Origin of the sequence: Pseudomonas sp. BP6 (assembly GCF_017875935.1) — a bacterium.
Lineage (GTDB): Bacteria > Pseudomonadota > Gammaproteobacteria > Pseudomonadales > Pseudomonadaceae > Aquipseudomonas > Aquipseudomonas putida_Y.
Window position 1 is genome coordinate 2,444,289 of sequence record NZ_JAGINI010000001.1, and the last position, 12,571, is coordinate 2,456,859.

At 62.8% G+C, this 12,571-nt stretch carries 8 protein-coding genes and 1 riboswitch; of the genes, 3 read left to right on the forward strand and 5 right to left on the reverse strand.

Features of this window, described 5'->3' with window-relative positions:
* Positions 1–5 precede the first annotated feature (5 nt).
* From codA to J3A98_RS11210, 5 genes are all read right to left on the reverse strand, one after another.
* The gene (codA, locus tag J3A98_RS11190; RefSeq protein WP_209966159.1) at positions 6–1,247 is read right to left on the reverse strand and encodes a cytosine deaminase; all 1,242 of its coding nucleotides are present in this window, start codon (positions 1,245–1,247) and stop codon (positions 6–8) included.
* Positions 1,248–1,251: 4 nt separating this feature from the next.
* On the reverse strand, positions 1,252–2,469 hold the full coding sequence (locus J3A98_RS11195) for a PucR family transcriptional regulator (RefSeq protein WP_209966161.1): 1,218 nt from the start codon (positions 2,467–2,469) through the stop codon (positions 1,252–1,254).
* Entirely contained in the window at positions 2,466–3,731 is a 1,266-nt protein-coding gene (codB, locus tag J3A98_RS11200) for a cytosine permease (RefSeq protein WP_209966163.1), read from the reverse strand. Before codB ends, J3A98_RS11195 begins: the two co-directional genes overlap by 4 nt.
* A 230-nt stretch (positions 3,732–3,961) precedes the next feature.
* A complete protein-coding gene (gene tenA, locus J3A98_RS11205) occupies positions 3,962–4,627 on the reverse strand; it encodes a thiaminase II (protein ID WP_176684254.1) in 666 nt (221 codons plus the stop codon).
* Positions 4,624–5,271, reverse strand: a complete 648-nt coding sequence (locus J3A98_RS11210; RefSeq protein WP_209966164.1) for a TenA family protein — start codon at positions 5,269–5,271, stop codon at positions 4,624–4,626. The genes tenA and J3A98_RS11210 overlap by 4 nt, the downstream gene beginning before the upstream one ends.
* Positions 5,272–5,349: 78 nt before the next feature.
* A riboswitch (TPP riboswitch) is annotated at positions 5,350–5,464 on the reverse strand.
* A gap of 252 nt (positions 5,465–5,716) precedes the next feature.
* Here J3A98_RS11210 and J3A98_RS11215 point away from each other — a divergent pair.
* From J3A98_RS11215 to J3A98_RS11225, 3 genes are all read left to right on the forward strand, one after another.
* Complete coding sequence (locus tag J3A98_RS11215; RefSeq protein WP_209966167.1) at positions 5,717–9,112, forward strand: Ig-like domain-containing protein; 3,396 nt, start codon at positions 5,717–5,719, stop codon at positions 9,110–9,112.
* A 56-nt stretch (positions 9,113–9,168) separates the two neighbouring features.
* The gene (locus J3A98_RS11220; RefSeq protein WP_209966169.1) at positions 9,169–10,152 is read left to right on the forward strand and encodes an SCO family protein; all 984 of its coding nucleotides are present in this window, start codon (positions 9,169–9,171) and stop codon (positions 10,150–10,152) included.
* Positions 10,153–10,233: 81 nt separating this feature from the next.
* Positions 10,234–12,561 (forward strand): EAL domain-containing protein, encoded by a 2,328-nt coding sequence (locus J3A98_RS11225; RefSeq protein ID WP_209966171.1) that lies wholly within the window; start codon positions 10,234–10,236, stop codon positions 12,559–12,561.
* The last annotated feature ends 10 nt before the right edge of the window (positions 12,562–12,571 follow it).

Sequence of the window (12,571 nt, forward strand, 5' to 3'; positions counted from 1 at the left end):
CAGCGTCAGCGCAAACGTTGCACCTGCGCTGGCGTGCGCTGCATCAGTACCTTGCCATTGCGTACCGATACCAAAGCGTGCCCCTGGCTGCGCACCATCTCGTAATCATCCGGCGCCGACAGCAGCAACAGGTTCGCCGGCCGCCCCACCTCGATGCCATAGCGCTCGCCCAGGTTCAGGGTGCGGGCGCTGTTGTCGGTAATCAGGTCCAGGCAGCGCTGCAGGTCTTCATAGCCGAGCATGTGGCAGATGTGCAGGCCTGCTTCGAGAATGCGCAGGATGTTGCCATTGCCCAGCGGGTACCACGGGTCGACGATGGAATCCTGGCCGAAGCACACGTTCATGCCGGCGCGGTCAATCTCGGCGACGCGGGTAACGCCACGACGTTTCGGGTAGTTGTCGAAGCGCCCTTGCAGGTGAATGCTCTCGGTCGGGCACGACACAAAGTTGATGCCCGACAGCTTGAGCAGGCGGAACAGCTTGTAGCAATACGCATTGTCATACGAGCCCATGGCCACGGTGTGGCTAGCCGTGACCCGGGCCCCCATGCCGCGTACCCGCGCTTCTTCGGCCAACACTTCGAGGAAGCGCGATTGCGGGTCGTCGGTCTCGTCGCAGTGCACGTCCACCAGGCAGCCGGTACGCTCGGCCAGGTCCATCAAGAACTTCACCGACGATACACCCTGGTCGCGGGTATTTTCGAAATGCGGAATGCCGCCGACGACGTCAGCGCCAATCGCCACGGCTTCAGTCATCAGCGCCCGGCCGTTGGCGTACGACTCGATGCCCTCCTGCGGGAAGGCGACAATCTGCAGGTCGATCAGCTCACGCACTTCATCACGCACCTCGACCATGGCCTTGAGCGCGGTGAATTTCGGGTCGGTCACATCGACATGGGTGCGCACATGCTGGATACCGTGGTCCACCAGCATGCCGATGGTTTTTTTCGCACGGGTCTTGATGTCGTCGTGGGTGGTGATTTCCTTGCGCTCGGACCAGCGCTCAATGCCTTCGAACAACGTGCCGCTCATGTTCCACTTCGGCTCACCAGCGGTCAGCGTGGCATCCAGATGAATGTGCGGCTCGACAAAGGGCGCGACCACCAGGTTTTGCCCGGCGTCCAGGTCATTGACCGTAGCGGGCGCCACGGCGTCGGTCTGGGGCACGATGGCGGCAATGCGCTCGCCGTTCAGTTCGACGCGGAACAGGCCAGGCTTGCCGCGCAGGCGTGCGTTGATAATGTTCATGCTGTTACTCCTTGCCGTGGATTTCGCTCATGCGCCATACCAGCATGGCGACCGAAGCATTCATGCGAAAAAGCGGGTCGTCCAGCGACTGCCCGCTCAGTTGTTCGATGCGCTGAATGCGCTGATTGATGGTGTTGCGGTGCAGCCCCAGGCGTTGTGCGGCCTTGAGCCCGTTGCCATTTTCCATGAGCAAGGCGTCGAGGGTATGCACCAGGGCATTGGCGTGTTTGCGCCCGGGGGCGATCAGCGGGCCGAGGGTGCGGCTGACGAAATCGTCGATCAGCGAGCGGTCGACAATACCTTGCAGCAAGCGCAGGACGCCAAGCTCGCTGAAGTTGCAATAGCCGTTGACCGGGCGCAGATGCTGCGCTACATCCAGCGCCTGGCGTGCCTCGTTGAGGGCCTGGCGGTAATGCGCGCAATCGTCAGCGAGGCTCGACAGGCCCATGTAAAGGCCCAGTTCACCTGTCGCGGCTTGCAACTGCCGGTACAGCGCACCCAACGTCTCGGGTAAGTCGTGCGTATCGGCCAGCAGCACCACGAACAGGTCGCCCGGCAGTTGCGCTGTCACACTGTCAGGCCGCTGGCGGCACCAGGCTTCCAGCTGGTCTTCCAGGGCCTGCCGGGTGGCTTGCCAGGTACGCTCGCCGTGGGCCAGCCCTTGGCGCTCGAACAAGGCGTCCACGCCCGTCAGGCGCAACGCCAGCAGGCGCCGAGGCTTGTCCAGCGCCAGTTGCAGGTGCGCTGCACGCTGCCGGGCAATCGCCAGGCTCGGGTAGTCGCCCGTCAGCAGTTGACCAAGGATGTCGTTGCGCGAGCGGCGCACCTGGCTCATCTGCACCAGTGCAGTGCCGATCAGGTGGGTGACCACCACCATCTTCAGCGCGTAGGGCTGTTCGATCAGCGGCAAGCCCAGTTGCTCGGCGCGCGCGATCACGGGCGCCGGGATGCTCTGGATGAAACTGCCGCCGGTGAGAATCACCATGCCGGCAATGCCCACGGCGTCGCCATCCTCCACCAGGCTCAGCAGGTTGGCTTCGCCGCGCGGGTGGTTGATGCCAGTGACGAACACCAGTTCACCGCCCATCACCCATTCGGCGATACCCTCGTTCTCCGCCACGTAAGGCCAGCGTACCCGCCGTTGCAGGTTGCGCGCCCCGGCCCGCACATGCATTTCGTGCAGGCCGGGCAAATGCAGGATCTCGTCCAGCGCCAGGCTCACGGCTCGACACCCGCCTGGCGTGGCGCCCGGCGGCGTGCGCCCAGCTCTAGAATGACGATGTAGCACACTGCCGAGGCGGCGATGCCCACCAGCGGCGCGACCCACGGTGAGGCATAGGCCAGTACAGCGCCCACGGCATAGGCAAACAGCCCGGTGAGGTTGTAGCGTGGCAGGTTTGCCACACCCAGCGCCGGGTATTTGCCGCGGTGGCGATACCAGAAGTCAGCCATGATCACCCCACCCACCGGCGGAATGATCGACCCCAGCAGCACCAGGAACGGGATCAGCATTTCGTACATGCCACCCATCGCCAGCACAATCCCAACTCCGGCCGCCACCAGGGTTGCCGTGCGCCTGCGCTCACTGCGCAACAAATGGCAGGCGGCGGCCGACACGTTGTAGATGGTCGGCCCCTGAATGGTCCACAGGTTCAGGCACAGCATCACCACCGCTGCGAACGACAGACCCTGCAGCATCATCACGTCGACGATATCGGCCTGCTGGTAAACCATCGCGCACCACGCTCCGGCCACCACCATCAGGCCGTTGCCAAGGAGGAATGCCACCACGCTGGCAGTCACCGCTACCCGGCCACTGCGTGCCAGCCGTGTCCAGTTGGTGGCCTGGGTGGCGCCGCTGGCGAAGGTGCCGAAGACCATGGTGACTGCCGCCGAAAAGGTCATGGTTTCATGCGGGACGACTGCAGCCAGGCCGGCAAAGCCACCGGCATCACGGGTGGCGATGTACATGGACACCAACAGCAGCACGAACATCAATGGCACCGACACCCGCGACAACACATCCAGCCCCTTGAAACCGATGATGGCCGTAATGCTGAAACCCAGCCCGAACAGCACCATCAAAGGCATGCCGAAGCCATCCGCCAGCCCCAGCAGCTTGACCAGCACGATGGCCACCGTGGCCGTGCCCCAGGCATACCAGCCCAGTTCGGCAAAACCCAGCAGAAAATCCGAGAGCCGGCTCCCCGCTTCACCGAAACAGAAGCGCCCCATCAGCACGGTGTTCAGCCCGCTGCGCGAGGCGATGAAGGCCAGCACTGCGGCATACAAGGCCAGTAGGCTGTTGCCGAGGGTAGCCACCCACAGCATGTCGACAAAACTGAATGCCATGCCCAGCTTGCCGCCGGCGAACATCGTGCCGGTAAAGAAGGTGAAGCTGAACAAGACCATCGCGATCGGCAGCAGGCCCCTACGGGCGGACTGCGGGGCTTCGCTGAGGGGGAATTCGCTGGGTGAGCTCATTGCACGGGGGCTCCGGGTTTGTAGTCGGGAGCAGAAAGAGCAATATGCGGGCCGCTTTTTTTACTGCGCCGCCACCCGGAAAAATCGGGCTGGTCGCCCAGAAATCCATATGCACTGTGCACATTAAAGCCGCGACCTGACGATTTGAAGTGTGCGGGACGACTTATTTTGAGGCGTTCATGCACCAAAGCAGGCTCAGGCTGGGTAGTAATCACCCAGCCCACGGCGGTTTACACGATGCCGTCCAGCCCCATCTGCCAGAAATCAGCCTCCAGGCTGGAGGCCTGGCCAAAAATCCCTGCCAGTTCGGCGAACCGTTGCTCGGTCATGCTGCGCGCTGCCAGTTCGTCCAAGTGCTTGCGCGCTGCTGCGGCCACCCCTTGGTAGCCCTCCCCGGCATACTCGCCAATCCACTCGCGGTAGGGGTGATTGCTCAAGTCGCCAATGCGCTCGGCCAGGGTCCGGCCGATTTCGGCATAGCCGATCACGCAAGGTGCCAGTGCCACATGCAGCTCCAGCAGGTCGCCGGCAGCGCCGCAGTCCAGCACGTAACGGGTGTATGCCACCGTGGCCTGGTGCTCTGGCGCGGCTTCGATGTCTGCCTGGGTCAAGCCCCAGCGCGCGCACAGGCGCAAGTGCAGCTCTGTTTCATCCAGGATCGCCGCCAGCCCGGCCTGCGCCGCGCGAATGTCGGTCGGGCGGCGGCTCTTGTAGGCGGCCAGCGCCCAGGCGCGGGCGAACTGGATCAGGAACAGGTAATCCTGCACAAGGTAGGTTCGGAACGCTTCCTCGCTCAGCGTGCCCTCGCCCATCTGCCGCACGAAGTCATGGTCTACGTAGCTGTTCCATTGTGGCGTGGCGGCGGCCTTGAGGCGCTCGAAGATATCCATGCTCATTTGCCCTCCGGGTACACTGCATCGAAGAAAGCCAGCTCCAGCGCCGCTGTGCGCTGGTAGAAGTCACTGGCCAATGCGGCCTCCTGCGGGCCGACGCGGTCCAGTTCGGCCTGCAGGAAAGCGACGAATGCCTGGAACGCCGGGTTGTCGTGCAGGGTAATCCACTCGGCATGGACGAAGTTGTCCGGCATCGGTTTCGGCGCCTTGAGCGCCCAGTCCAGGTACAGGCCTTCGGCAACGTTCAGCACCGCCAGTGCCGCTGCATAGGAACGGGTGGCTGCCGCTTCGCGCATGATCGCCTTGAAACCTGCGGTAGGCGCGGTATCGGCCGGTTCACTGCGTTGCGCCGGGCTGACACCCAGGGCCTCGAAGGCACGCAGGAAATAGGTGTTCTCGTCACTGGAGATCATCCCGGCAAAGCGGCCGAAGCGCAGGCGGGCTTCAAACGTGTCAGCGGTGGCGATCGCCGCGCCCAGCAGGGTCAGGAAGCTGTCGAGAAAACGGTGGTCCTGAACCAGGTAGCTGACCATGATCGGGTCAGGCAGGCTGCCGTCGCACAATTGGGTCACGAAACGGTGGCCAACGGCCGCCGACCAGGTCGGCTCGCACTGGCGGCGCAGGGACTGGCTGAAACGTTCGGTCATGTTGCTGTCCTTGATGAGGGTGACAGCGAGACCTTGAAAGTTGGCATGGACTGGCCTCGCAGTGAGGCCGGCAAAAAGGCAGGTTACAAGCCCCATCCCTTCGCCGGCATGATCCGGATCAGGTTCGAAGGGTCACCGCGCTGTAGCGTTCAGCGGTTTCTCAGCCCATTGCCGGGCTCCCCTTGGTGGCGTTCAGGTATACCCGAGGGCGCCGCGCCTGTCACTACTCTCCAACTCCCCAAACTGTGGGCAATTGTGACCCGCTAATGGGTATCTGCCCCCATTCTTGACGCGCCATCGTTTAGTGCACGCCAGGCGCTGCAAGGTTTTGTATGTCAAAGCATTACTGAAATATCTGTTGGCATAGCTGTTGCTCATGGCCATTTAACGGGCAGAACGCCATTGATGGCTTAAGGCCGTAAGGCCGCAACAGAGGCTTAAGCCAATGAAAACATCCGCCGTGAGCCACGCGTCCAGGCGCGCGTTCCATCTGTCCTCCGTCACTGCGCTGATGATCAGCCTGGGGTTGATCACGGCCATGGCAGCCCCCCTCGACGACAACAGCCCGCCACCGCCGACCGACCCGTCGGCCTACACCGACCAGCCGGACGACCCGACCGCTGCCTTGCTTGAGCTGAAAACCTTGCCCGAGGCCAACGAGGGCGCGCTGGAGCTGACCGATGGCGTGTATGGCGACCGCAGCACGGTACGCACCGACAACGTGCTGCCGCCTGCCCTGCAAACGTCGGACAAGTACCCTACCAACGGCAAACCCAGCCCGTTGTTCGGTGCGCAACCTTTCACCCAGCAACTGTTGCTGTTCGAAGAGTTCGGGCCAGAGATGCTCGACCCGACCACGCCGGCGCCCGATCTGACCTTCCCGGTCCCCACCCTCGGCGCGGCCCCCGCGCAAGACCCCAACGTGGTGGCACGCAGCGGACCCAGTGGCAGCGCACTGGAAGCGTTCCTCAAGCAACCCGGCCTGTACCCGTTCCCGACCCAGTACGCCAACGTGCTGGACCGCAACCCATGGAAGGCGCAGATCGAGATGTTCCTCAACCGCCAGCCGGTCGGCTCGCCCGCTGAAGGCCGGCCACCAGGAAAAGGCTGGTCGCACCAGCGCTGGAACGAGTTCTACCCGCAGGCAGCGTTCAAGACCGCCCAGGCCGGTGCGCGCATCAACCTCGGTCTGCGCGACCGCAAGCAACTGCACAACTATGCCGTCGGTGAATTCGCCCCGGGAGGCCTGTACTACCAGACCTCCGACATTCCGACCACGCTGGGCACCACCAAGGGTATCGACATACGCTTCCACCCAAACATGCCGCTGCAAAACCACAAATCGTTGTGGACCTTCGACGGCACTTTCCCGCCCAAGCTGCTGATGGTGCGCTACGGCCAGCCAATCCTGATGCGCCATTACAACGCCCTGCCGATTGACCCTTCGGCCAACGGCGGCTTTGGCCTGCATACCATCTCGACCCACGAGCACAACGGCCACTCCCCGGCCGAAAGCGACGGCTTTGCCAACGCGTACTTCTTCCCCGGCCAGTACTACGACTACCGCTGGCCGGTGCAACTGGCCGGCTACGACACCATCAACACCCGCGCCCAGGACCCGCGAGCAGCTTTCCCCTGCTCGCCGGGTGAAACCTTGTTCGTCAACGATGGCACACCGGGCCTGAAAACCTGCGAGAACGGCAGCATCAAGATTCGTGGCGACTGGCGCGAAACCATGAGTACCCACTGGTTCCACGACCACATGATGGATTTCACGGCGCAGAACGTCTACAAGGGCAACGCCGTGATGATGAACTACTACAGCGCCCTGGACCGCGGCAACGAGGCCCTGCAGGACGGTGTCAACCTGCGCTTCCCAAGTGGTTCAGCCATGCCTTGGGGTAACCGTGACTATGACGTCAACCTGGTGATAGCCGACAAGGCCTGGGATGCAAACGGCCAGCTGTGGTTCAACCCGTTCAACACTGACGGCTTCCTCGGTGACCAGATCCTGGTCAACTGGCAGTACCAGCCCAGGCTCAAGGTGCGTGCGCGCAGTTACCGTTTCCGTCTCCTCAACGGCTCGGTGTCGCGCTACTTCAAATTCGCCGTGGTGCGGGAGATTGCCGGTAACAGCGGTGAGTTCAAAGGCCCGTCCGGCTCCAACCTGTCGTATGCGCGGGTACCATTCCACATGATCGCCAACGACGGCAACATCATGGAACACGCGGTGCCATTCGACGGCACGATGGACCTCAATGGTGACGGCAACCGGCAAGACAACAACGGCGTCTTGCCGGTGCAGGCCATTGCCGAGCGCTACGACATCATCATCAACTTCGCCAAGAACGGCATCAAGGCAGGCGACAAGCTGTACTTCGTCAACCTGATGGAGCACGACTCCGGCAAAGGTCCGAAGCAAGCTATCCCGTTGGCCGACGTGCTGTCGGAAAAATACAAGGCGGTGATCAAGCAGACCAGCAAAGGCCCGCAGTGGGACAAGGGCGATCCGGCAGTCGGCAAGTTTCTGCAACTGTGGGTGCAGCCGTACACCGGCCAGGACCTGAGCATGGACCCGGTAGCCTATGAGCCGGCCAAGCCAGGCAAGGCGGCCGGCCTGAAAATGCTGCCCCTGCCAATTGACCGCGATGCCGCAGCGGACCAGGCCAAACTCAAGGATGCCCGACACCGCGAGTTCATCTTTGGCCGCTCCGACGGCACGGACACCACCCCGTGGACCATCAAGACCGACGGCGGCTTTGGCTACAGCATGGACCCGCGCCGCATCAGTGCCGCGCCACAATTGGCCAACCAGTCCACCGACGCTGGTTTCAGCGGCGACGGCACCCTGGAAGTGTGGAAAATCGTCAACGGCGGCAATGGCTGGAGCCACCCGGTACACGTGCACTTCGAGGAAGGCGTGATTCTTAGCCGCGACGGTAAGGCCCCGCCAGAATGGGAAAAATGGGCGCGCAAGGATGTGTACCGTATCGGGCAGGAACCTGATTCGTCCAAAGAGGTGGAAATGGCCATCCGCTTCCGCGAGTTTGCCGGCACCTACATGGAGCACTGCCACAACACCCAGCACGAGGACACTTCGATGCTGCTGCGCTGGGACATTGAACACCCGGGACAGTTCCAGGTGATGCCGACTCCGCTGCCGGGATGGGATGGCGTGCATTACATGGCCTCGGTAGGCCTGCCAACGTTCCGCACCAAAACCCACGACGACAATGACGACCCGGCCAACAAACCACCCGTCGCGGCCAATGACAGTGCCGCAACGACGGCTGGCACACCGATCACCCTGAACGTGCTGGCCAACGACAGTGACCCGGACGGCAATGTACCGCTCACGGTAACCGGCCTCAGCCAGCCGGACTCCGGCCAGGGTGCCGTCAGCACTGACGGCACCACCGTAACGTACAGCCCGCCCGCTGCGGTCGCCACGCTATTCACGGCCAGCTTCAATTACACGGCGCGTGATACCAAGGGGGCCGAGTCGGTGGCCCCGGCCACGGTCAGCATCGCCGTAACCGCAGCAGCAGCGGCCGACGAACTCAAGGTCACCAGTGCCACGGTGCAGGAACGCAGCGGCAACCGTTTCACCTGGGATGTGCAGGGGACTACCACGGTGGCCACGGGCAACAGCATCAGTGTGACTGCAGCAACCACCGGTGGTCCGGTAAGCCTGGGGAACGCGACGCTGACTGCCACGACTACGGGGGCCCGTTGGCGGGTAGCGGTGACCACCACCGGCTTTGGCCCGGCCACGCCAGCGACGGTCACGGTGAAATCGGCACTGGGCCAGACGGTGACAGCGCCAGTCAAATACAAGTGAGTGCAAAGCGGGGACCCCTATGCGGCCCCGCTCAGCCAACCCACGAGGACCGCATCATGCCCGGCTCATGGCGTTTCCTGCTGGTACTTGCGTTGTTCGCCGCCAGCATACCGTTCTGGCCACTGCACCCCCAACAAACGGTGGCCGAAGCAGCTGCCTCTCCCTGGGGGGCCAACTACTTCCCCAACATCCCCCTGCTCACCCAGGATGGCGAAAAAGTGCATTTCTTCGACGACCTTATCAAGGACAAGGTGGTTGCCATCAACTTCATCTTTACCGGCTGCTCCGATTCCTGCCCAGTGGAAACCGCACGCCTGCGCCAGGTACAGAAAATCCTCGGTGACCGGGTCGGCAAGGATATCTTCCTCTACTCCATCAGCATCGACCCCTATAACGACACCCCCGCCACCCTCAAGCGCTATGCCGAAAAGTTCAGCATCGGCCCAGGCTGGACCTTGCTGACCGGCGAACCTGACGATATCGAGCAACTACGCCGCAGCCTGGGGCTATGGATCGATGGCCTGGAAAACGGCCGCTCCAAAGACCATAACCTGAGCCTCATCATCGGCAACCAGGCCACCGGCCGCTGGATGAAAGCCTCGCCTTTCGAAAGCCCGTACATCCTCGCCGACCGCCTCGGCAACAGCTTGCACAACTGGAAGCAGGCCAGCGCCATGACCAATGACTACGCTCAAGCGCCGCAGATGCGCGCACCCAGCAGCGGCGAGCAGATCTTCCGCACCCGTTGCTCGTCCTGCCACACCGTGGGCAATACCGAGCCAGGCCCGCCAGGCATCGGTCCCGACCTGCTGGGCGTGACCCGTCAGCGTGACGCCAACTGGCTGGTCCGCTGGCTGAAGGCGCCCGACCAGATGCTGGCCGAGAAAGACCCCCTGGCCATGCTGCTGTTCGAGCAATACAACCGCCTGGCCATGCCCAACATGCGCCTGGGCGATGCCGAAGTCAGCGCATTGATAAGCTACCTCGAAGAAGAAACGGCACGCCTGCAGAGACCCGTTGCAAATAGGGGAATCCCCTAAAGGCTATTGGCCATCAGTCATCAGGCTGTCATCTCGCTGTCGTATTTTTCGAGCATCACCCAGGGTCGGGAACTATCAGCAGTGATTCGCCGTTCGCTTTCCTCATCCAGCCTTCTGCGACTGCTGATCCTGATACTCTGTGCAGCGACCTTGGCCTTTCTCTGGGGGCTGCACGTCACGCATAAAGCCGCCGCCCGACAGGATGCACTGTCGGCCAAGGCCATCGAGCACCTGAACCTGGCCAACATCTTGGGCGAAAGCCTGCGACAGCTTGTCGACCGCGCCCAGGCGGTGGGTCGTGTTACCCAGGACGATATGAAAGCGCTGCGTCAGGGCAACTTCCGCCTGGCACCCAGCCTGGTAGCAGACCCAGTTTTCAAGCGCTTGAGCCTGTACGACCGACAAGGCCGGCTGCTGTCGGCCAGCCATACCGATGAGGCCGCCGAGTTGCCGGCAGACTGGTTGCGCCAACTGCAACGGCACATTGACCGCTACGGTTTCAAACCTTTCCTGCCAAGCATTCAGCCTGTCAACCAAACCGCTGCCCTTCCCACTTGGCGCCTGCCCTTCCTGCTGCCGTTGACCAATTCGACCGGCCGGGAAATCGACAACATTTTGGCGGTGCAACTGGACGTCGGCTACCTGGCGGTGCTGTTCCAGCCTATCGACCTGGGCAACAGTGGCCTGGTGCGTCTGCTGCAGGATGACGGCCTGGAGCGGCTGCGCATCGACAACAGCGGCACGGTGACTGCCGGCGACCTATTGCAGCCCCCGCTGCCGGCGCTAAACACCGAAGCGGGCATGCTGACCCAGTACGTAGCGGGTGATGCCTACCAAAGCGTGTACCGCCATGTACCCGAGCAAGGCTTCAGCGTGGTGGTCAGCCAGCGCCAGGCAGAAATCCTCACACCCTCGACGCTGGCCTATTCCCGGCAATTCTGGTTGAACCTGAGCATGACCCTGATGATCCTGGCCAGCCTGCTATGGACCTTGCGCCTGCTACGCAAGCGCCAGGAGGCATTCGATGCGCTGGAACATGCCCAGCAGGTCAATCAGCAGCTGATCGTGCGCCTGGAGGACGAACACCGGCGCAGTAGCCACGCCGCCGCCACCGACCACCTCAGCGGCCTGCACAACCGTCGCCAGTTCGTCGAAGTGGCCAGCCAGGTGCTGACTCGGCAACGTGGCAAGCGCCGACTGATGGCGATCCTGTTCATCGACATGGACCGTTTCAAGTCGATCAACGACTCGCTCGGACACAAGATTGGTGACCTGCTGCTACAGGCCGTGGCCGGGCGTATCCAGCGCCTGCTGGAGCCCGGCGACGAGGCTTCGCGCTTTGGCGGCGACGAATTCGTGGTGCTGCTGGCCGGCGAGCGCAGCGAGGAGCAGATCAACGCCTGGGTCCACGAACTGGTGCAGAAACTGTCGGCCACCTACGCCCTGGATGGCCAAGAGGTCAACACCAGCCCCAGCGTAGGGGTGAGCATCTGTCCGCGTGATGGCCAGGACATCGACAGCCTGATACGCAGCGCCGATGCGGCGATGTACTCGGCCAAGCAGGCAGGGCGCGCGCAGTATCGCTTTTTCGACCCCTCGCTGAACCTGGCCGATATCCAGGCGTTTACCCTTGAACAGGCGTTCGGCAGTGCCTTGGCCGAACGCCAGTTCGTGCTGCACTACCAGCCGCAGATGCGCCTCGACACCCTCCAGGTGCTGGGCTACGAGGCGCTGGTGCGCTGGGACCACCCCGAGTTCGGCCTGCTGTACCCGGACCGCTTCATCGGCCTGGCCGAGCGCAGTGGTTTCATTGTCGAGCTGGGTTGGGAAGTACTGCAGCTGGCCTGTGAAGCCTTGTCGAGCTGGAATGCCCAAGGCCGCAAGACACGGCTGGCCGTCAATGTCTCCGCCCTGCAGCTGCGTCAAGCCGATTTTGCTGACCGGCTGCTGAGCAAGTTGCAGCATCATGGCATCGCGCCCCAGCAGCTGGAGCTGGAAATTACCGAAACCACCATTCTCGACCCCGAAGGCACGGCGGTGGCGCACCTGCATACGTTGCGCGGCGCAGGTCTGGGTATCAGTCTGGACGATTTTGGCCGTGGCTACGCCGGCTTTGCCCACCTGCATTCACTGCCCCTGAGCAAGCTGAAGATCGATCGTTCGCTGATCGCGGCGCTGTCCAACAGCCATGACGACAGCCCTATCGTGTCCTCCACCATCATCCTGGCCAAGCGTCTGGGCCTGGAAGTGGTGGCCGAGGGGGTGGAAACCCGTGAACAGGTGGTGTATCTGAAGCTTGCCGGCTGCGATATCGCCCAGGGCTACCACTTCAGCCGGCCACTGTCGCTGCCGCAGCTGTGGGTTTACCCGCCCTTCAACGGTATCGAGGACAAGGCATGCGTGTACTGAGCGCAACGGC

Excerpts from the sequence above, each read along its gene's own strand:
- J3A98_RS11210 (WP_209966164.1), bottom strand. The coding sequence starts at position 5,271 with ATGACCGAACGTTTCAGCCAGTCCCTGCGCCGCCAGTGCGAGCCGACC.
- codB (WP_209966163.1), bottom strand. The coding sequence starts at position 3,731 with ATGAGCTCACCCAGCGAATTCCCCCTCAGCGAAGCCCCGCAGTCCGCC.
- J3A98_RS11215 (WP_209966167.1), top strand. The coding sequence starts at position 5,717 with ATGAAAACATCCGCCGTGAGCCACGCGTCCAGGCGCGCGTTCCATCTG.
- J3A98_RS11220 (WP_209966169.1), top strand. The coding sequence starts at position 9,169 with ATGCCCGGCTCATGGCGTTTCCTGCTGGTACTTGCGTTGTTCGCCGCC.
- tenA (WP_176684254.1), bottom strand. The coding sequence starts at position 4,627 with ATGAGCATGGATATCTTCGAGCGCCTCAAGGCCGCCGCCACGCCACAA.
- codA (WP_209966159.1), bottom strand. The coding sequence starts at position 1,247 with ATGAACATTATCAACGCACGCCTGCGCGGCAAGCCTGGCCTGTTCCGC.